This is a genomic window from Clostridiales bacterium (assembly GCA_017961515.1).
In the GTDB taxonomy this organism is placed as follows: Bacteria; Bacillota; Clostridia; order Acetivibrionales; family RGIG10202; genus RGIG10202.
The window spans coordinates 68255-91774 of sequence record JAGCXC010000092.1; the positions used below are offsets into that span (position 1 = coordinate 68255).

14 protein-coding genes are annotated in these 23520 nt (G+C 32.5%); 1 reads left to right on the top strand and 13 read right to left on the bottom strand.

Annotation, left to right across the window (positions count from 1 at the left end; translation table 11 throughout):
* The first annotated feature begins 68 nt into the window (after nucleotides 1-68).
* The gene (locus J6Y29_06710; GenBank protein MBP5427556.1) at nucleotides 69-635 is read left to right on the top strand and encodes a manganese efflux pump; all 567 of its coding nucleotides are present in this window, start codon (nucleotides 69-71) and stop codon (nucleotides 633-635) included.
* 36 nt (nucleotides 636-671) lie between these two features.
* Here the strand turns inward: J6Y29_06710 and J6Y29_06715 are convergent, their stop codons facing one another.
* The 13 genes from J6Y29_06715 to J6Y29_06775 form a co-directional block, all read right to left on the bottom strand.
* Nucleotides 672-1505, bottom strand: coding sequence for a hypothetical protein (locus J6Y29_06715; protein MBP5427557.1), 834 nt, complete (start codon nucleotides 1503-1505; stop codon nucleotides 672-674).
* A 22-nt stretch (nucleotides 1506-1527) separates the two neighbouring features.
* Nucleotides 1528-2148, bottom strand: coding sequence for a hypothetical protein (locus J6Y29_06720; GenBank protein ID MBP5427558.1), 621 nt, complete (start codon nucleotides 2146-2148; stop codon nucleotides 1528-1530).
* Between the two features lie 97 nt (nucleotides 2149-2245).
* The gene (locus tag J6Y29_06725; GenBank protein MBP5427559.1) at nucleotides 2246-4198 is read right to left on the bottom strand and encodes an ABC-F family ATP-binding cassette domain-containing protein; all 1953 of its coding nucleotides are present in this window, start codon (nucleotides 4196-4198) and stop codon (nucleotides 2246-2248) included.
* Between the two features lie 36 nt (nucleotides 4199-4234).
* Complete coding sequence (locus J6Y29_06730) at nucleotides 4235-7597, bottom strand: hypothetical protein (protein ID MBP5427560.1); 3363 nt, start codon at nucleotides 7595-7597, stop codon at nucleotides 4235-4237.
* 156 nt (nucleotides 7598-7753) lie between these two features.
* Nucleotides 7754-8386 (bottom strand): endonuclease III, encoded by a 633-nt coding sequence (gene nth, locus J6Y29_06735; protein ID MBP5427561.1) that lies wholly within the window; start codon nucleotides 8384-8386, stop codon nucleotides 7754-7756.
* A 47-nt stretch (nucleotides 8387-8433) separates the two neighbouring features.
* A complete protein-coding gene (locus J6Y29_06740) occupies nucleotides 8434-9933 on the bottom strand; it encodes a glycogen synthase (GenBank protein ID MBP5427562.1) in 1500 nt (499 codons plus the stop codon).
* Between the two features lie 72 nt (nucleotides 9934-10005).
* Complete coding sequence (locus J6Y29_06745) at nucleotides 10006-11250, bottom strand: trypsin-like peptidase domain-containing protein (GenBank protein ID MBP5427563.1); 1245 nt, start codon at nucleotides 11248-11250, stop codon at nucleotides 10006-10008.
* 511 nt (nucleotides 11251-11761) lie between these two features.
* On the bottom strand, nucleotides 11762-15598 hold the full coding sequence (locus tag J6Y29_06750; GenBank protein MBP5427564.1) for an ankyrin repeat domain-containing protein: 3837 nt from the start codon (nucleotides 15596-15598) through the stop codon (nucleotides 11762-11764).
* A 216-nt stretch (nucleotides 15599-15814) separates the two neighbouring features.
* Nucleotides 15815-17128, bottom strand: coding sequence for a methylenetetrahydrofolate--tRNA-(uracil(54)-C(5))-methyltransferase (FADH(2)-oxidizing) TrmFO (trmFO, locus tag J6Y29_06755; GenBank protein ID MBP5427565.1), 1314 nt, complete (start codon nucleotides 17126-17128; stop codon nucleotides 15815-15817).
* 25 nt (nucleotides 17129-17153) lie between these two features.
* Nucleotides 17154-19241 (bottom strand): type I DNA topoisomerase, encoded by a 2088-nt coding sequence (gene topA / locus J6Y29_06760; GenBank protein MBP5427566.1) that lies wholly within the window; start codon nucleotides 19239-19241, stop codon nucleotides 17154-17156.
* A 30-nt stretch (nucleotides 19242-19271) separates the two neighbouring features.
* Nucleotides 19272-20354 carry a DNA-processing protein DprA gene (dprA, locus tag J6Y29_06765; GenBank protein MBP5427567.1) on the bottom strand — a complete coding sequence of 361 codons (1083 nt, stop codon included), beginning with the start codon at nucleotides 20352-20354 and terminating at the stop codon, nucleotides 19272-19274.
* 84 nt (nucleotides 20355-20438) lie between these two features.
* Nucleotides 20439-23126, bottom strand: a complete 2688-nt coding sequence (locus J6Y29_06770) for an ankyrin repeat domain-containing protein (GenBank protein ID MBP5427568.1) — start codon at nucleotides 23124-23126, stop codon at nucleotides 20439-20441.
* 114 nt (nucleotides 23127-23240) lie between these two features.
* A complete protein-coding gene (locus tag J6Y29_06775) occupies nucleotides 23241-23519 on the bottom strand; it encodes a hypothetical protein (protein ID MBP5427569.1) in 279 nt (92 codons plus the stop codon).
* Nucleotide 23520 lies beyond the last annotated feature (1 nt).

Here is a 23520-nt window from a genome sequence, read left to right on the forward strand (position 1 = left end):
TATGTAAACAAAATCATGTTATTATCATATAATTACTATAGATACTTTAAAGCTTAAGAGGTTATTATATGATTTTTAGTACATTACTTTTAGTTATTTCTCTAAACATTGATTCTTTAGGTGCAGGGCTTGTATACGGCATGCAAAGAAAATACATCCCTCGAATATATCAATACGCAATTTGCATATTGTCTATTATATACTCAGGTGCATCTTTGCTAGTCGGTCATTTTATGTCAAATAATTTAAGTTACAACTTTGGAAAATATTTAGGCATATGTATTCTTTTTTGTATGGGAATATATTCGCTGTTTCGAGCATTCGATACAAAAAACAACTCTTCTACAACAAAACTTAGCGAATCTAATAACGCTACTTTAAGTGAATCTTTGATATTAGGATTCGCATTGTCTCTCGATTCAATTGGCGCAGGAATAAGCTTTTGTTTACTTGGATGCGGTATTATGTTACTTCCCTTCGCTATAGGATTAGGTCAACTGCTTTTCTTAAATTGGGGACTTTTAATTGGCAATAAAATAAACAATAAAGATCAACCTAAATTGATTAATTCTAAAATTATGTCATCCATACCAGGAATAATATTGATTATATTAGCCTTACTACGATTAAAGTAGTGGCTTCCTAAATGGGCCACTACTTTAATCTCTTATCTAAACAAACGCACTTCTTATGCCATACAAAATTATACTAATTAAAAATGAACATAATGAACAAAATACCGCTATAGTAAGCATAGCTATCAAATACGAATTACACAAGAAATATACATTTGCTACACTAGTCATGTCTATATTAAACAATCTAATTACTATGTTTGCCAAAACTATAAGTATGTACATAGTTCCTATACCACTGGATGCACCTCTTAAATCCGCTTTACTCAAGGCCATATGCGATGATATAGACACGGCTAAATAGATAAATATCCAAAAGCTCACACTTCTTATGTTTTCCGCCGTAAACAAAACACTAAACAACTGTTCTATACTCTCTCTCAATAAAATCACTGCATCTAATGATATTTCACTTGGCCAACTAAATGATCTTACGGTAGTAATCATTTGATTGCACTCATTGGGTAATAACAAAGCCATAAGCAACATTATAACACCCGTACCACTTAATATAGGAGCTATCCCTATAAAAAAATTACCTATCTTTTGGTATACGCTACGTTTGTCGTATGAGTGGTTAACGTAACCCAATACGCCACTTTGTATATCAGGATTAAACAGACGCACCTCTCTTACCTTATGATGAAATACATAACATAACAAGGCATGTCCTAATTCATGTATTGGTGTACCTATCCAAGCAGTGATTAAAACACCTCCAAACCCTAATGCATACTGCATATACTGGCATATCCAACTTTTTAGTATACCTAATACCAATCCTACCACCACTATGCTTCCTATTAGACTTAACAATATCATAGCACAATCTACCAAAAAATCTCCTACAAACATAACTATATCAAACATAATATTTCTCCTTAATCTCTCATTACATTCTAATTTGAGGCCTGTGCATTGCAAAAAATAAACAAACCACACTTACTAACACTGCTGCGTATATAATATACGGCAAATATACACTTGCCGAATCGTTTTTCCCTATCTTATCTACTAAACAATATGTGCTAAAATGATTTGTTTTAAACACGCAATACTTCTGTCCGTCTATAGTAGTAAGCTCACTTTCATACATCACATCATCTCCAGAGATTACTCTTAAAACTGCCAAATCCTCCTGGTCAAAATCATCCTGTACAGGAATCATCACTGTAATATATCCATCAGGCTGTATTGGCTTAGAGTCGCCATCTAGCAGATCTACAATATATGCGTCTAATTTCTCTACTTGACTACGTACAGCCTCATCTAGATCCTCTAGTATTGCAGAAAACTCGGCATCTTCCTCTGCATGTATACCTGGTATAATCTGTCTAATTGCCATAACAGCATTTTCAGGAACTATACCCGCTTCTGCATGAAACCTAACTCCTGTTTCTTCATCAACAAAATTGAATTCTCCATTTGCCGCTATAACTGTCTGCATAAGTGTCAAGCAAACAATTGCACACATTAACATTAAAATCATCTGCTTGAATTTTCTCTTGAACATGTGTGAATCCTCCCTTTGTAAAAATTTATTTGCACAACTAAAATTTTACACATATCACCTACGTTAAATATTATCATATTTTGCACACATATACAACCTAATTTTCGTTAACTTTAGTAAGAACCTCTTCCCATTCTGTATATGTCGCATCCAATATTTTTCGTAGTTCTTGTTCCTTATCACTTAGTTTTTGAAGGCTTATATAATCTGACATAATATCAGGATTTCCCATCTCTTGTTCTACTTCACAAATCTGTTGTTCAATCTCCTCTATCTTTTTCTCACACTCTTGTATTTTTCTTGTTAACTTTTGTTTAAGACGTTTTTCTTCTTTTGCCATATTGTAGTCCTCTTTCGCCTTTGACACTTTAGACACCGATTTATCCTCTACACTAAGTGACAAATTGTTCTTATATTCCTTATAAAAAGAATAATTTCCCGAAACATCTATTACACCATTTTTAGTTAGTTCTATTACCCTTGTCGCAAGCTTATCTATAAAATATCTATCATGTGATACAATAAAAAGCGTTCCATCGTAGTTTAAAAGTACTTTTTCTAACACTTCTTTCGAATTTATATCTAAGTGATTTGTAGGCTCATCCAATAACAAAAAATTTGCCCCATTCAACATAATCTTACACAACACAACTCTACCTTTTTCTCCCCCACTTAAACTTGCAATATCTCTTTTTACGCTATCACCCTTGAATAAAAAACTTGCCAGTGCATTTCTTATTTCAGTTTCAGAGAACCCTTCAGTATCGTACAACACCTCTTTGTATACCGTATTCGTATCATTAAGTCCCTCAAGCTCTTGCGAATAATAGTCAACATCCACATTAGTTCCAATATTTATATCTCCTGATAACGGACTAACCTTGCCCAATATTATTTTAAACAATGTCGACTTACCTATGCCATTCTCTCCTAAAAGAAATACACGCTCACCACGAATTATATCAAACGCTACCTCCCTAAACAAATCCACACCCGGATATGCCATACTAACATTATGCACACTAAGTACTCTAGTACCACTAGTTCTCTTTGGTTTAAAACTAAAACCTACACTATCAGGTAGCCTGGATGGTTTATCTATTTTGACCATGCGATCTATAACCTTTTGTCTACTTTCGGCCGCAACTATATTACGCTGTCTATTCCACTGCTTCTGTTGCCTAATAAACGCCTCCATCTTGGCTATCTCTTTTTGTTGATTATCATGTTGTCTTTGTTGTATATCTCTATCTATTTCCTTCTTAGCTGCGTACGCACTATAATTCCCATCATATGTTATCACTGTAGAATTTTCTATCTCCATTATCTTATTGACTGTCTGATCTAAGAAAAATCTATCGTGAGATATTAATATTATACATCCATTGTAACTATTTATGAAACGCTCAAGCCACTCTACTGATTCTATATCTAGGTGGTTTGTCGGCTCATCTAACAGCAATATCCGAGGCTCTTGGTTTAACAATTTAGCAAGTCTTAACCTCGTTTTCTGTCCTCCACTTAATAGACTTACTTTTTTACTAAAATCATTTTCGCTAAAACCTAGCCCCTTTAGTATACCCTTAGCTCTACTAAAATACTCATAACCACCATCATCTTTAAATTGATTACTAACACTTGCATGTTTTTTTATTAAAGCATGTAATTTATCTTCATTTTTCTCAATCAACATTTCTTGCTCTAATTCCGAAAGCTTTCTCTCCATACTTATTAAATCTGCAAAACTTTCTAACACTTCCTCCAAAATAGTCTTCGAAGAATCCGATACAATTATCTGATCTAGATGCAATATACTCGTATTAGAAGCTACATCTATCTTTCCTAAGTCCGGTACGTAATCCCCCACAATCAACTTAAATAATGTAGTCTTCCCTGCACCATTTACTCCAACTAACCCCACTTTATCTCTATCACCTATCGCAAAACTTGTATTATTTAATATATATCTATCTCCAAATGAGAAACTAACATCAGTTGCTCTTATTGATATCACTACCCGCCACCTCTTTCTTGGTCGAAACTCTGACATCAATAATATTACAATTATTAAACAAAGTCAAATTTACTAAAAACCTAGTTGCGACATTAAATAACTCTTTTCTGTCTTTTTGTTTTGTGTATATTTTACCGGTACATATAAATGTATTGTTGCTTCTCCTGTATTGGCAACATCCTCCTCTGTTGCAATCTCTAAATATTGTATTGTTTTTCCATTTTGTTTCGCTTTCACTTCTTTTACCAACATAACAGGAACTTCCATAATATCTCTATAACTTCTAGATACCACCGTGCTATCATTTTTTACTTTTGTAGCATTCCCTGAGTAATACCCATGATCAGTTATAACTAAATTCCGGCATTCACTCGTTTGATTATATTCATCACTTGATATATATTCTCCTACACTGGCTTTACCCACTACCCCATTTGAACCAAACGCCATTTTAGTCCCTGCTAATGCCATAGCAACAGACTCTTCATTTTGATTAAACTTTACCTCTATCTCCCTTGTTATAGTTCCTACTTTACTATCTACGTCCTTATAAGTCTTTATATTATCTCCTGATTTTTTCAATTTTACATTAGTTGTACCGGGTATACCTATATTACGAATAAGCTTTATGCCCACTAGCTTATCGTCTTTTTGTGAACTTACATCATATTCGTATACATATTCATAATTTATACCAAGTTTACTAAGTATTGTACTTCCGCTACTGTCATATGCTCCAAACAAATCCACTAAGTATACATTTCTCTCTTCTGTATCATAATTTACATCATCACTTAAATCTGTTCCATTGTTCTTTGATACACGCTCATCTTTGGTTTTTACTGCTATAAGCTTTTTAGTATCTTTAATAATTCCATTAAAAGTGCTATTTGTTGAATCAATTAAAATTTCAAACTCATCTCTTTCGCCTAGTTTTTCTAATGTTATCTTTTCAATTATAACATTCTCATCTTCTTTTGCTTTTACAAATTCCCTTAGATCTTTTATACTGTTATTACTCTCTATTTCTTCTTCGTTTCCTTTTAATTTCAATTTAATTTTATATTTTCCAAGAAGCGATCCACTTATCTTTATAGATCCTATATTATCATTTTCTACCTCCATGGTAGCTTCATTTCCAACTATATCATTACTTTCAGTATCAATATTTTCTACATCTTTATTATCTTCTCCATCACCACCCTCTGTCTTTGTAGTAGCCACTTTATTCCGTAAATCTAAAACCTCGGAATCTCCTTTTATAAATTTTCCTGTATCTGCATCTACTCTAAAACATGACCATACATTCTCATGCGCTACTGCACCACTATTGTAGTTTATATCCTTATACAAAACTATACCATCAACGTTTTCAATACTTCGGCCCTTTGAATCTCTTTGCGTAGAAGCTCCGATTAATACTTTCATATCTTTATATTTTTCATAAAACTTAATTAATTTTTCAGTATCTTCAATTGTGTTATCATTGGTACTTTCTAATACTTTAGTCTCCTCTGCATTTAGTAAATCTGTCCTTATATTTTCAATCGGTCCTATTAATGTCTTAATTATTTTTCCTGTCGAATCATAAAATTTAGCAAAATATCTACCCTTTATTGCTATAGACTGTGGATAATAATCTCCTAAACTAATTTTTTCCCCTAATTTATTAAACTCTTTAAAAGTTCCTACACCATTTGGCTTAATATATAATACAGCAAATGGATTATATTCTACTTTCGGCTCCACTACAAATGCCCTTGTATTATCTTCATATGTCCTTCTACATATAGCTTTATTGTCATCTTCTTTGCTCTCGGTATTCTCTTTACTCTTAGTACTATCTGTATCTTTTTCCTTCTCTATAACCACCTTATTATTCCCATCATCCTCTTCAGTCCAACTCGGATCCAAATAGTACATATTCAAACTTTTCTCTAAATCCTCTACGACACACGGACCATCAATTACAATTCTCACGTCTCCTTTATCACTATATATTTTACCATTATTTTCTTCTGATAGAATACAATCTTTAACATTCGAGAATATAATCCTAGCATTAGGAGCCACTTCTAAGGATTTTATCTTTTCTATATTTGCATATTCTCTATCATATACCTCTCCTCTATAAAACTTCATATAATTTCCTGTGAAATTTTTCCCTGTATAAACAGTAACAGCTGTGTCCTCTGTAATTTGGGGCAATTCATGCACTTTAACTACATCTTCGTATCTTGCAATATAACCTTTTTCTTTACCTTTTTTGTACTCAAATTTAATTTTTCTAAATTCGTTATCGTCGTAAAACTTTACACACCCCTCATAAAAACTACTATCTGTTTTTTCATCTCCTGTTTCTTCTAATATGCTAGTTATACTCAAGCTTGAAAAATCATTAGTCCCGTGTGCTCCTTCTTCTCCTTTATCATGTAATCTCCAAAAATCTACTACACTTACAATCTTATTTTTTCCTCCTTTTATGCATATACGTTGCTCAGATGTTCCTTTCCCTGTATTCTCTTTTTCCCTTTTTAATCTGACTTCATAATTACCTACAATCATTATACTATTTACCATTGATCCAGTTTTAAACTCATCGCTTGAAACTAATGTTGGGGTTCTCCCATCTTTTTTATATTTTTCAAAATTTTCCTGAAAAACTAATGGATCTATATAACAATATGCGCCTTTTCCCATTCCATCTCTTCCTTTTGAATCATCTGGCCCATTAATTACGTTATATACATCTCTCATTAGATAAACTCCATCTCTTAAAGCTACTCTTTTTACTCGTATCTTTTTCATATTATATATTTTCACATTTTTTCTCTCATACGGATCCCCATCTACTTCATTTCCAGGTGTAGACCAACAATCTGTCTCATTATAGTCCCACATTTTACTGTACATACTATTAACGTTATAATCATCAACTATATACCCATCTGTAACTGCCGAATTAATTGAATATTTTCCTTTTGGATCCTCATCATAATTCTTACCTACTAGCCTTAATGGGCCCAATATCCTTGTTTCATTGGTTCCATCAATTAATATCGCTTCATATCCTGGTGCCAAATCAAAAACTACTATGTCTTTAGAATTAAGATTATCAGCAACTTCATTATTTTTTCCTATGTTAATATATTCATCTATGTATAACCAAGATTTATCTTTATATACTAATTTAAGGCCTGTGTTATTAGGCTCTTTCCTGCTTATAGTCCTATTTGGAATATTATATTTATCTTCTAAAAAATCTAAAGTTATATTATCTTCTGATGCCGGTATATTATTTTTTATAACCCCATTCTCCAACCAATCTGCATAGGATATTGTTCTTTTGTACACTTTAAATCCAACAATACCCAATAGGATGGTACAAACCGTTACCATACACACTTTTGCCATATAAGAAGATTTTTTTACCATTGAATTCACTCCTTCAACATAAAGCGACTTATTGGTTTTACGTTATTATACACATTTATCAAGTAAATTATCGGTATTATTATTATTTTTTTTTACAATTAAAGGCTGACACACCCATTATACATTGAGCGTGTCACAGGATAGGTATTGATTTTTTTACTTTAACAACATCTTTTCACAAAGATCTCTTATACTACAATTACTACACTTCGGATTCCTTGCCTTACACACTGCTCTTCCATGCGAAACCATCAAATGGCAAAAAAGTAATTGATCTTTAGGTTCTATTATGTTTTTTAAGTCGCACTCTATTTTTGTTGCACTCGTTTTATCTGTAAGCCCCAACTTAGTCGTAATTCGCATACAATGTGTATCCACTACGACCGCACTTTCATTGTACACTTCACCAAGTATTAGATTTGCGGTCTTTCTACCTACTCCTGGCAATGTCAATAAATCTTCCATATTATCGGGCACTTTTGCGTCAAAATCACTAATCATCTTGTTGCATGCATCAATAATATTTCTAGCTTTATTTCTGTAAAACCCAGTTGGTTTTATATCAATCTCTAACTCCTTAACATCTGCTTTTGCAAAATCATATATATCTTTGTATTTTCTAAATAACTCTTTTGTAACTATGTTCACACGTGCGTCTGTGCACTGCGCTGCAAGACAAGTTGCAACCAAAAGCTCAAGCGGCGTATTATACTCCAATGTACACTTAGCATCTCCATACTCTTTTGTCAATACTTTAAGTATCTCTTTAACTTTTTCTTTTCTTTTCACTTTTCTAACTACCCTTCTCTATAATTCTTTTTTCCTTCTATTCTTGGCTAAATTAAATTGATACTTTCTCTAAAATCTTGATGTAATTCATTATCCATCTGCCTACAATCAGAAAAATTTATAGGCTTACGAACATCTTCAGCAAAAAGCTTATATATACCTTTATAACTAGCCGTGGTCTTAGTCCAAGAAAAATTTTTCTTTAGCGCACGAACCACCATAGAATACCATTTATCTTTATCTTCATAGTCAACAATTGCACTAGCTAATGCCTCCATCATATTAGATTTCGAAAATCTTTCAAAAATATACCCATACCCTTTTTCATCTTTTCTTACATCTACTATGACATCTCTTAGGCTACCAACACCCGTTGCTACTGGAACCACTCCATACCTTAACGCTATTAATTCATTTTTGCCACAAGGATTCATTCTATATGGTGCTAAAAATATGTCACTTGCTGCAAATATTTGTCTTATTAATTCATCGTCTTCCCCTATTAACGCAAAAATCTGATATTTATATTTGGACATAGCAAACTTTATTGAATATTCATACACCGCAGTCCCCACACCCACTATCACTAATTGCACATCGTTTTTTAATATATCATCCATAGACTCTAGCAATATCTCTACACCTTTTTCTTCCGTTAAAGGCGCAATAAACGCTATCATAGGCACATCTTTTCGCGGAAGGTTTAGCTTATCCTGCAAAAAATATTTATTAGCAAGCTTCGACCTACAACTAATATAGTCATAATTCTTGTGTAAAACCTTGTCTGTCCTTGGATTAAATTCTCTCTGATCTATTCCATTTAGCACACCCAAAACATCGGCTCCTCTAGATCTTAGCACTCCATCTAATCCATTGCCATATGCTCTCTCCTTTATTTCTTGCGCATATGTTTCGCTTACCGTAGTTACAATATCTGAATATGTAATACCCATTTTTGCATAATTTAACATATTATAATACTCAGCCTTATCAAAACTAAATGCAGTATCGTTAACGCCCATCAATCTCAAAAATCCTTTGGAGCAAATTCCCTGACACGTTAAATCATGTATCGTGTACACTAATGCTATTTTTTTATAAAATGCATCATCTCTCTTATTCTCATTAATTATCATACTAACAGGCGCTGTACTCCAGTCATTTAGATGTATTACACAAGGCCTAAAATCTATATGTTTTATCATCTTGACAACTGCATTTGAAAAAAATGCAAATCTCTCGCAATCATCCTCATATGCATACATAAAGTCTCTACCGAAATATTGATAATTTTCTACAAAATAAACCTCTACTCGGCCTATAAGAGTCTTCTTTATAATACATGTCTCCTGTCTATTAGCCATGTCAACACTAAAATCACACACATATTGCAATTTTTTTATATCGGCGTTCTTATACTTAGGCATTACTACCCTAACCTCAACATCCTGATTAGCCAAATGCCTAGTTAGATCATACGAAAAATTAGCCATATCCTTTGTCCTAACAAAGGGATACATCTCTGATGTCACAAATAAAATTTTCATGTCTTCCCCTTTCGATACTCCATTATCTAGTTAGAGATGCTATGTGAAACTTACCACATAGCATCTATTTTACTACGAACTCGTACCTACATCTTCTCCTAACTTCACTCTCACAGTCTTTGCTTTTCCATCTTTTGTTTTATATATCTTAAGCGTCACCTCATCCCCCGCTTTATATTTTTCTTTCTGAGCATTCAATTCATTAATATTCTTAACTGCTACTCCATTAAATTCTGTAATTACATCTCCCACTTCGACACCAGCTTTGTAGGCTGCGCTCAATAAATCTACACTATAAACATAAACCCCTGCTGGCATACCATATCTTTTTGCTAAAGACTCTGTGTACCTTGGATCAATTGTTATACCAAGCAATGGTCTTCCCTTAACATACTTATATTCAACTAAGTTGTCTGCTATCTCCTTTGCAGTATTAGATGGAACTGCAAAACTTAGTCCTTCTATTCCTGAGTCCACAAGTTTTAGAGTATTTATTCCTATCACTTCGCCCTTTGAATTAACAAGCGCTCCTCCACTATTACCTGAATTGATTGCTGCATCTGTTTGTATCAACTTAAATTGTCTTCCATCTTCGCTCTGAATTGTCCTATTAAGTCCGCTTATTATTCCCGATGTAACAGTTCCCATAAACTCTATACTATACGGATTACCTATCGCAACAGCAATCTCTCCTACTCTTAATTCATCTGAATTACCAAAAGTTGCAGCTACAAGCCCTGTCTTTTCTATTTTTATAACGGCCAAATCTGTCTTGGAATCTCTTCCTATAACCTTTGCTTCATAAGTTTTATTATCACTCGACGAGGGCAATATAACCTCTATCTTACAGCCCTTCGCCAAGTTATTCGTATTGCTTTCTAACGCACTTTCTATAACATGATTGTTAGTTAAAATGTATCCATCTTCTCTAAAAACTATTCCTGATCCATGACCTTTAGCTTCCGTAATACCAAATAAAAAATCTCTCGTAAGAATTGTCTCTTTTATACATACAATAGACGGGCTAACCTTTTCGGCTATCTCAGCTACTAGCTCATCTGATTTATTTTCTATTGTAACCATCTTATGCGTTGTAAATACTTCCTTAGACTTTGAGTCAATACTACCATTATTAAAATATGATACCACAAGCAAAAATCCACCACAAACACTGGCCGACACTAGCAAACTTACTAGCATTGAAATAATAATAGTCTTAAATATACTTTTTTCACTTTTCAATTTTATTTCATCTTCTTCCTTTTCTTCCTCAAATATATCTTCCTTTAAATCTTTAGCCCCTGACATATAGCTCATATAATCAAATTCACTACCATATGAACAATGCTTTTTGAAATTTTCATCTTTCTCGTGTCCTTCATTAATATAACGGCTATTATCACCCACTACTACATCCTTTTCTTCTCTGCCATCATCTGAAACTTCATATAAATCATCTGTTGCACTACCGTATTCATTGCCATTTGGATTGGAGTACAATTCATCAACAACATTGCTATACTCTTCTTCCTTTTTATCACATGCATTATTATCTTTGCCTTGCTCCTTGCTATATATATCATCAGCTACATCATTTGTCAAATCACTAGCCTCACTGTCACATAAATTATTCTCGTCATCACGTATCTTCATTTCATCATCGAACTCATTTGTCATAACATGCACTCCTCTCTAATGCTTGATAATTCCCCCTAATTCCTATTCTATCAAATTCTTATTTAAATTACAACCTATAATATTGGTAATACAGCATCTTACAAAACAAGATAAGAAACCTTTTACCAAAAGCAAAAAACTTCTACCTAATTTACATCTCTCGTCCATTTCGTTCCATGTTTTCACGAGGTATATCATTCATATTTATTCTTTGTGGATGCCTAATCTGTTGTAAATTTCTTACTCTGCCTAGCTGTCGAGTGTTAAACACTACCTCTCGTATTATATTTTGCATCTGTAAATTCCTAATTCTCCATGTTAACGCACTAAAGTTAATACTTACTTTCCACGATTTCTGTATTTTTTCCTTTTCTGTCCCTCTCCTCTCCCCTAAGATTTTTATTATACGCAATATATCTTTTTTTTGAGCTAACTCTAATTTTATCCTTTTATATTTTTCTTTTTTATGTGAAGATTTTTCTCCTGGCACCTCTTCTTCCCTTTTTCTTTTACCAAACAAATATTGAATCCCATGTGAATGTTCTTTCCCTTTTGCTAAATCTACAGCCGTCTGTCCATCATTATTTTTTTCTTCAATGTTGACACCATTATCTTTAAACCAACGAGCCCAAGATAATCCTCTTTTATAATTCCCCTCTTTAATGAAATGCATTAAAATCGTCCATCCATTTTCATCTTTATTATTTATATCTAGCTTTCCACATTTTACCAATAATTTCATCATATTTAATGAGCCTTGTTTTGCTGCGTATATAAGTAATTTTTCCAAATTTACCTTTTTAGTACCTTTTACCAAACTATCTATAATACTTTTTGCTTCTCCATCTACTGCATATTCAAGTAGACTTTTACCATTATTATCTAAACTACTAATCTTTTGCCCCTTATCTACCAAAGCTTTCATTACTTTTGAACCATATCCATTACGTGCAGCGTACATAAGAAGTGTTCTACCATAAATATCAGTCTTGTCTATTTTCTGTTCTTGTTTTATTAATTTTAAAATTTTATAAACATCCTGCTTTGCATCCATTGCACACATTAATACTGTTTTTTGATATTTGTTAGAAGGATCATGCCTATTCATTAATTTATTAAACACTCTAAACATAGAATCATCGAACCAATACATTCTGCTCATTTTTTGAAAAAGTGATTCTCCTCTATTATCTTCCACATACATATCTGCTTTAGCATCCAATAACATATCTATAATACGTTTAACACATTCTTCTTCATCTCTGTTAAAAACATTCCCTGATAAAAATAATAATTCTGTTCTTCCATCTTTGTCCACCTTATTTACATCAGCTTTAGCATCTATTAACATTTTTATTACTTTCTCATGTCTATACCTTACCGCGGTCATTAATGCTGTATATCCATCATTATTCTGTTCATTTATCAAACTTACATCACGAGATATTAACTCTTTTACAATTTCATCTCTATCATCCAATTTATCTTGTGAAATAGCATACATTAATATTGTATTACCTTCACTGTCTTTTTCTTGTATTGATTCTCCCTTATTTAATAATTCTTTAAACACATCAATAGGTACATTATACAAAATCGCATGCATAAGATGAGTTCTTATTATATTACTATTTGATCTGTCCTCTTTATCCAAATAATCTTGCAACATATTTAATGCACTGATATTTTGGGTAAATATCTCCCTTACTGATCTATGTGATAATGCACTCTCTAATTTAGCACCCTTCTCTACTAGAAACTCTATTCCTTCTATTGGATAACCTTCTTTAATTGCATAACCAAGAGGAGTTATTTTATCTTTATCAAATTTATTGATTGCTGCCTTTTTCTTCAATAAATTTTTTATAACTTCTATTGGTTCTTTCATAATTAGCGCATACATTAACGCTGTCCTTCCCTTATTATCCGTTGCATCCACATCCACTTCTTTATTTATAAAATAGTTTACTATGTCCTCGGATGCTCCACTACATATTGCTTGCATCAAAGCTGTTTGTTTTGTTCTTTCATCTACTACATGTATATCTAAACCTTTATCTACTAATTTCTTTATTATTTTTAATGATACTTTTCCCAAAAATACACTCTTAAATATTACTTTTTTAAAATTTATCTTTTCCATATCAAGTCTCGATTCTATGAGTGTATTTATTACTCTTTCAGGTGCTCCAACTTCAATAGCATAACTTAACAACAACCTATAATTATCGCATAAATCTTGTGTTATATCCGATTTCTCAAACAATTTTCTTGATATATCTTTAGGTACATCCAAATCATAAGCGTATAAAAGTGCTGTTTTGCCATATTCATCTCTAATATTTACATCCACTCCTCTATCTATTAGAGCACCTACGATGTTATACATTTTGTTTATAATAGCATAATGTAGCACTGACTGTCCTTTTTCCATTTTAATATTTAACTCTACATCATTTTCTATTAACCAGTTTGCTATATCTTTAGATCCTCTGCTAATAGCATATACCAGCATTGATCTTACTCTATAAAAATCTCTTTTGTAAGCTTTCATATACTCCTTTAAAAATTGTATCTTCTCTTGATCTTTACCCAAACATATAGTAACAGATACTCTTGTATCATTGTCCACATTAAACTTATCTATATTTTCTATTTTTACCCTGCCTTTTGCCTTTAATAAATACTCTATTGCAATTTGGCTTTGCTTTTCTATAAGTTTTTGCAAGACCTCCTGACTTAGTATTTCATAATTTTTAGTATAGCTAATACCATCTATAACAATCTTTACAAAGTTTTCATTATCTATTTTCTCTATAAATGTCTGATTAAATTTATAAATCTCCTCACTAGTCCTCATATCATGTATAATAAAACCAATTTCTTTAGGGGTAGGTAAATATTCTTTTTCACTTAGCACCTTTTTAACAAAACCACTATCTCTAATTATCTCTTTTAATGCAGCATATCTTGGTTCATAATCATGGTCTTCCTTTGTCACGTACCTACTCAAAAAAAACACTACATCTCCTACTTGATCTAACAATTTATTTTTCGTGATATATTGGTTTCCCCAAATTACCAGATACTCAAACATTTTTCTATTGTTCTGAAATTCATTGTGAAAAATCTCAATTGCCTCAGCGTATACAATTTTAAATATATTTATTGAACCTATATAATTTAAAAAAAGCCATTTTATCCTAGCCTTATCAATATCAGTTTGAAATGTATCTTTTGAATCTATATCCGGAATATTAAAGTTATATATCTCATTTAACACCTCAGTACATAAAGCTTTATAGTGTGGATTCTCTGTATTTATCTTTAATCTTTCCATAAAAAAACAATTTATTGCTTTCCTTGCTACATTGACACGTGCTTTATAAAATACATTCTTTAGTACTCTTTTTAGTTGATTTTGTTCATCATCTATTTTAACTATATGATTAAATTTTTTTGAAATATCATCACCAAAATTAGTTAGAAGTGTTACTACCATATTCTTGCATCCCGACATACAAACCTTATTAGCGTCAGCTATCATCTTAAGACTACCCTGTACCATATCTGGCTCTAGTTTTGAATTACTTAAAACTTCTGCTATTATTCTTAGTCCTCTTAGTATGTTTCCATAACTTCTTTTTACATCCTGGCAAGTTGCAGTAAGATTACTTATATCTCTTTTCCTTTCTATTAATTTATCCACTAATCCTCTTATATTTTCCTTTATTTTTTCAGCACTATCTTGTACGGTTTTTAAATATTCTTGTGCTATTTTAGCTTGTGCTATTTTATCTTGGGTTGCCAGTAATATATCTTTTGTTCTTGCTAATTCTCTATCTTCATACTCCACCTTATTTATACTTTCTAACACATCTTGCATTCCCCCATTTGATAGAGCTATATCCTCTAACGTTATTTCAATATTCAATAAATCTTCTAAGTTTTCATTAAATTTTTTCTCTAATTTTTCGTTTCTGTCCACGAAACTCACTTTCCTTTCTTAAATCTTACTTCTTTTGTCTTAAATATATTTTCAGATTCATATTCATAATTTTAGATTTTTTATTATATAACATTTGACATGAATTTGCAACGGTTCGTATTTCGTACCATCATGTTTCATTCACTAATAATCACAAATAGCCAATCAAGATTTGATCTCAAACCCCGATTGACTATACGGTACCCACTCAAATAATCACAAATCATACTTTTCTTTGATTTTAACTAGCTCTTCTATCGCCAACATCGCTATCTTCTGATTTTTTATTTTTTTATCTTTTATCTTCTCTTTTAGTTGATCCATTAATCCAAAATTAATATTCATTGGTTGAAAATTTTTAATCGTATTATTTGATACGTATAAGGCCAACGCTCCTATTGCTGTAGTCTTAGGAAAAACTATCTTATCTTTATCTCGATATTTCCTTGCAATATTAATACCCGCTACAAGTCCTGATGATGCTGATTCTATATAACCTTCTACTCCTGTTATTTGCCCTGCGAAAAATATATTTTCCCTATCCCTTAATGAATACACATCACTAAGAAGTTTGGGCGAATTTATAAATGTATTTCTGTGCATAACTCCGTACCTCGCGTACTTAGCATTTTTTAGAGCCGGGATTAAACCAAATACTCTTTTTTGCTCTCCCCATTTTAGCCTTGTTTGAAAACCCACTATATTGTACAGCGTTTTATCACTATTATCTTGTCTTAACTGAACCACCGCATAATCCTCCGCTCCAGTTCTCGGGTTAATTAACCCCACTGGTTTTAGTGGTCCAAACCTTATTGTGTCATACCCCCTTTTGGCCATTGTCTCTATTGGCATACACCCTTCAAATACAACTTCCTTCTCAAAATGCTTTACTTCGGCAAGTTCTGCATGGATTAAATTATTTACAAATTCATCGTATTCTTGTTTATTCATAGAACAATTTATGTAATCATCACTGCCCTTATTATACCTTGATGCCTTAAACGCCTTCTCTTGATCTACACTATCTAAATATACGATAGGTGCTGCCGCGTCAAAAAAATGTAAATAATCTTCACCTAGTATCTTTTTTAAACCATCAAATAATTTTTCTGACGTTAATGGCCCCGTCGCTACAACAACATACTCATCTAAATCGATATCACATACCTCTTGATGCACAATCTCTATGTTGGGATGATTACGTATCTTGTCCGTAATATAATCCGAAAATTTATCCCTATCAACAGCCAATGCACCACCTGCTGGAACCTTTGTATTGTCCGCTGCCTCCATTATTATAGAATTTAACATTCTCATTTCTTCTTTTAGTAATCCTACCGCATTCTCTAATTGATTAGATCTTAGAGAATTACTGCAAACAAGCTCAGCAAATGTCTCCCTATGATGTGCGGGAGACTTCTTATTAGGCTTCATTTCATATAGTTTAACAAATATACCTCGGTTAGCTATCTGCCAAGCTGCTTCACATCCTGCAAGCCCTGCACCTATCACTTTTACACAATCTTTCATTAAATTTTTGCCCCTCTCAAAACTATTACTTATCACTCTCTCTCATAAAATCACATTCCTCGTTCGCACATCTAACTATCTTCTTCTTTGATGTGCTATGCTCTAGCATAAATGATTGGCACTTAGGACACTTTTCTTTTGAAATACTATCCCACGTCATAAAATCACATTTAGGATTATTCTCACATCCCAAATATTTTCTACCTTTTTTAGTCTTCTTAACAAGAATCTTTCCACCACACTTTAGGCAATTCGCTCCCGCTTCTACAACTATAGCTTTTATATTCCTGCATTCCGGGAACCCTGGACAAGCTAAAAACTTTCCATATCTACTTATCTTTTCAACCATGTTCCTTCCGCACTTATCACATATAACATCCGTCACAACCTGCGGCAATGCAACTTTTTCTAAATGCTCTTCCGCGCTATTTAGATCTTTTTCAAATGCAGGATAAAAACTTCTTATTACATCCTTCCATTCTCTGCTACCTGTTTCCACATCATCTAAGTTTTCTTCCATATTGGCCGTAAACTTGCAATCTACTATATCTTTAAAATATTTCTTCATAATCTCGTTTACTATATTACCTAAAAATGTTGGTTTTATCGCCTTTTTTTCTTTTTCTATATATCCTCTAGCCAAAATAGTACTTATTGTTGGTGCATATGTGCTAGGTCTTCCAATTCCCTTCTCTTCCAAGAATTTTACTAAAGAAGCCTCTGTAAACCTTGGCGGTGGTTCAGTAAAGTGCTGTTTTGACTCTATCTTACTCTGTTTTACAATTTCACCTTCCTCCAACATAGGCACTTTCATTTCCTCATCATCTTTCTCCTTATCATCATTACCTTCAATATACAATGCCATAAATCCATCAAAAGAAATTTTTGATCCATTAGCCTTAAATCTATATTCACCAACATCAAAATCAGCAGCAATAACATCATAAACTGCTTGTTCCATCTGGCTTGCTATAAATCTCTCCCACACAAGTTTATATAGTTTATACTGTTCCTTGGTCAATGAATCTTTTATTGTATCTGGATGAAATGAGACATATGTAGGTCTTATTGCCTCATGTGCATCTTGAGACGTATTTTTGTTCTTATATATTCTAGGCGATTTAGGTAAATATTTCTCACCATACTTACTTTTTATGTAATCCCTTGCTTCTTTTTGTGCATCGGTAGATATTCTGGTTGAGTCTGTACGTATGTACGTAACCAAACCTACGGCACCTTTTCCTTTTATATCTATCCCTTCATATAATTGTTGCGCAACACTCATCGTTTTTTTCGTAGAAAATCCAAGTTTTCTCGATGCCTCCTGCTGCATAGTACTTGTTATAAATGGAGCTGATGGATTTTTCTTTTTCGTACCTAGCTTTACTTTTGTCACAACAAAATCCTTGTTTTTTATAAATGACACTATTTTATCAACCAAAGATTTATCATCTAAACTGATCTTACCTTTTTTATCTCCGTAAAACATTGCCTCAAACTTGGTCTTGTCCCCGTCTTTATGTAAGATTGCTTTTATTGACCAATACTCTTTCGCAACAAAATTTTCTATTTCAGTTTCTCTATCACATATAATCTTAGTCGCCACAGATTGAACTCTACCTGCACTTAGACCTTTTTTTACTCTTTTCCAAAGTATTGGACTTATTTTGTATCCCACTACTCTATCCAAAACTCTTCTCGCCTGTTGTGCATCTACAAGCTTTAGATCTATTTTTTTCGGATTTTTTATTGCATCTTTAACAGCATTCTTCGTTATTTCGTTGAAGGTTATTCTACACTCCTCATCAACCGGTATGCCCAATATATGTGATAGATGCCAAGATATGGCCTCTCCCTCTCTATCCGGGTCGGTTGCCAGATAAATTCTATCATGAGCCTTAGCCGACTTTTTTAGCTTCTTTATTAAATCACCCTTGCCTCGTATATTAATATACTTAGGCTCAAAGTCATTCTCCAAATCCACTCCAAGCTGACTCTTAGGCAAATCTCTTATATGCCCCATAGAAGCTTCAACTTTATAATTTTTCCCCAAAAACTTTCCTATCGTCTTCGCCTTAGCTGGTGACTCAACTATAACCAAAACTTTTACCATTATATGTTTCCTCCACGCTTATTAATATTATTAAAGAACTCTATAAACATTTTTATCATCTTTTCTTATCATACCTCTTAACTCAAGCACCAAAAGACTTGCGTTAATACTTTTTAACTCCATACTAGTATACTTAACCATTTCATCTACACACATATTCTTTTCTTTTAAACATTCTATTATACTTTTCTCTAATTCGTTCAAATTTTTATATTTATTACTATTTTCTGATATTTTTTTTACAGCTATATAACCAATATCCTCCAATATATCCCTGGCACAAGTTACAAGTTTTGCTCCTTCTTTTATTAACGTATTCGTTCCCTCACTATTTTTATACCCTATATTGCCCGGAATTGCAAATACATCTCTACCCTGTTCTAGCGCAAAATCAGCCGTAATTAAAGATCCACTTTTTATTCCTGCCTCTACCACAAGTATTCCCCTGCTTAAGCCACTTATTATTCTATTTCTTGCAGGAAAATTATACGGCGAAGGCTTAGTCTTCGGCAAATACTCTGTTATGACCATTCCATCTTTTTGTATATTTTCAAACAATTCTTTATTCTCATACGGATACACTACGTCCAATCCACTTCCTAACACCGCAATAGTTCTTCCTCCATTTTTCAGTGCGCCCTTGTGTGCGTATGTATCTATTCCTCGAGCTAGCCCACTTATCACTGTAACACCACACTGGGATATATTATCTCCCATATCATAAGCTATATTTAATCCGTACTGAGTAGCCCTTCTTGCTCCAACTATTCCAATTCCTACATCATCTTTTTTTATTTTACCCTTTATATACAACACAATAGGCGGATCATATATATTCTTAAGTAACTTTGGATATGCTTCATCATCCAATGTTATTATTTTTATATCATTTTTGTATACATTCTCCAAATGAACTTTAGCCTGTTCCCTATAATCCCTATTAATCAACGCATCTATATTCTTTGAAGTAAGATAAGAAAGTTCTCTTAATTGTAATACATCTGCGTAAAAAATTTTGTATGGACTACCAAATTCATCTATCAACTTTTTCTTCTTGAGTACACCTATATGTGGCAACGAACTAAGCCATACCCAATAAAAATTTTCTTTCATAGCATCATCCTCATATTTTTCAAATTTTTTTGCGTTTTATTTTACCATATAAATTCAAAAAATGCAAAAAAATGTAATAAAAAATCATATTTTCTGTCGTTCTATTCCTTTATCCTTTTTTATATCAACTTTATCTATCGGAACTGTTTTTTTCCGCAACAGATTAATCATATCTTTATTATCAATTTCCTGCGCCATATCCAACGCGGTTTTTCCATTTTTATTTTTCTTTAAAACATCTGCACCTTCTACTAATAACAACTTAACAAAACCTATATTGTCACTGCAACATGCAATCATTAATGCAGTAATTCCTCTGTAATTTTCTTTATTTATATCTGCACCATTATCTATAAGCAACTTTGCAATACGAATATTGGTAATATTTTCAGTAGACGAACAAATATCTTTTAGGGGCGTATTAGCGTATTTATCCACACAATTAACGTCCACTCCTAACGAAATTAACACTTTAACCAAACTAATATTACTTCTTCTTAAAGCATACATTAGCGGGCTCAAACTCCCCTCCCCTTCCATGTTGCTGTTTAAATCCTTCTTATCAAGCACTGCTTCCAACACAATTTTCGCTACATTTTCGCTAATACCGTAGTCATCTATAAATTTTACCGCACTCAATCCTTGCATGTATTTTTCATTAAGCCTAGCCTTTTTACTAAGTAATAACCTAACAACCTCTTCATTTTCTCCAAGGCACGCTACCATAAGTGCAGTATCTCCACTAGGGGTAGCGATATTTACATCTACTCCAAACTCTAACATATTTTTTGTTAATTCAAAATTTCCATTACTTAATGTTTTAAAAAATAATTTCTTAGTATCTATTTTTTCAAAATTGATACAACTTAGTACATTGTTATCGGTAATTCTAGATACCACATCCATAAGACCATTCTCATCTTTAAACGACATATTTTCTACATCAGTCTTTATTTCACTAAAATCAATATCACTAAATTTTAAAAAATTACCGCTATTGTTACTAACCAAAAATGCTTCTTTTATTTTTTCTTTATTCTTCTTTAATATATCACTTAAACTCTTTAATATCTTTTTCTTTCCTCTCATAAATTCGCTAGTTAATAATTCATAATTCTTTCTATCACGTACACTTAAAATATATTTATAATTAACAAAAGATTTAACATCCACAACTTCTCCATAGCTTTTCTCAAATATCTCATCTAACTCACTTTTATAAGGAAGACACTCAACTCCCTTTCGATAAAACTCAAAGAATTTTTCACTATGTTCCTTTTCTGGTACAGCATTTGCATATCTTGCATATGCTTCACTATAAGTTAACTTTAACTCTCTTACAGCTGCAGGAAAATATTCCTCCAACAAATTCAAAAAATACACTGCTTTATCTAACTCTATAGACTCAATTTTATAAATAGCATATTTGTCCAACCAATTTTTATCCATCACATACAAAATTTTATACAGCCTTTCCATAGAACGATTTTTAGCAAGCAACAAAAAATTCTCATAGCATCCCCACAACGTTCTAGATGATACGTATTTTAATCTAGACTTAATATCAATCTCTTTGAATATATTAAAGAATGACTTTTCAAAGAAACCCTCTTTTAACATATACTTTTCCTTAAGTTTGATTACTTTTTCATTAAATTTCCTATTATACGTATACTCTGCCCACTCATCATCCATTTTATCTTCTTGTAGTAAATCACTTACTTCAACACCTATTTCCTCTAATTCCTTTTGTAAACACTTCTTTTCAAAAGATTCTAGTAATTCCATTCCCTCCATTTTTCTTCTGATATGCTTATTTTTTAGCCTATTTATCTTCTTTAAAAATATCTTATTATAAATATATTCTTTCCACTTATCCTCTACAAAATTGATAAAATCTTCATCAAACTTTCCACTACTTTTAACAACATCTTTTAAATTATCCAAATACAATCTATGCATTTTTGCCTTGTCAAACACTCCTTCAGGTATTCTTTCATATTTTTTATATTTAGGATAAGCAATGCAAAGCGCACAATTTATAGCAGCCTCTAAATTCTTACACGCACAATTCCCTGTTTTTTGGTTCATAGCATTTACTCCATCAACACTATCTCCAGAAAGTTTTTCATATATCTCAAAAACTTTTAATTTTTTACTTTCTGTAAAAATCTCCATCAAATCTTCATATTTTTTATTTATACATTTTTGATATGTAAAAGCTCCTTTGGGCCTATATCCCTTGTTTACCAAAACACATTCACACTCTCCTTGGACTTTTGTAACAACTGCAAAAAACATATGCCCTTCCCTAGCCATTGGTGTACTCGCTAAAATAGGTACTATGACAAAACTTTTTGCATTGTTATCCTTTAAAGCCTTAAATTCTTCTTTGTACTCTCCATTAAAAATAATGTCGTACGAACGCTTAAATGATTCTTCGAACGTATCATAATCCTCATCTTTAGTATCCACATTTTCTAGTATAATACTAGCCAAATTACAATAAAGGGATTCCATATCTATTTTTTTAAGTCCTAGTCTATTATCTGCAAGACCCATAACCTGCATAATTTGATTCTCTATTCTATCACTTGTCATATCATCAACACATTTTTTTAAATTGTCTAAAAAATATACTCCACTTAAACCCTTCATAGGCTCTACTCCTCCTCCACCGTACACCAATCTAACAGCGCATCTGTAAATAATCAAATGCGCCATTACCTCTATAAATCTCAATAAATCTTCTATTTTTAGTGATAGCAGCACTCTTCTTTTTGTCTATAACTCTATTTTCGGCATTAATAATACTATACTTACCATTTTTTGCGATTCATCCCTCGCTCTCTAGAGATAATAGAACTCTCGCTAAATTATAGATATCTATATCTGCATATAAGGACGCGCTGCCGTTATATCCATATCCCTTTCTCCAACTCTTTCGATAATAGCGCTATCAACATTACCATCATCAATCACAACTTCAACTGTTATCACATCTTGTGCTTGCCTCTCTCGTTCTTGTCGTCGTATTGTACGTTGCCTTAATTTATTAACAACAACCTCAAACATCCTAATCGCCAGCAATGTAACCAAAGCTGCAACCGCAACTGCTCTAGCCTCATCCCAAAAAGTACCTTCCTCATCGCTTCTTTTAATCATA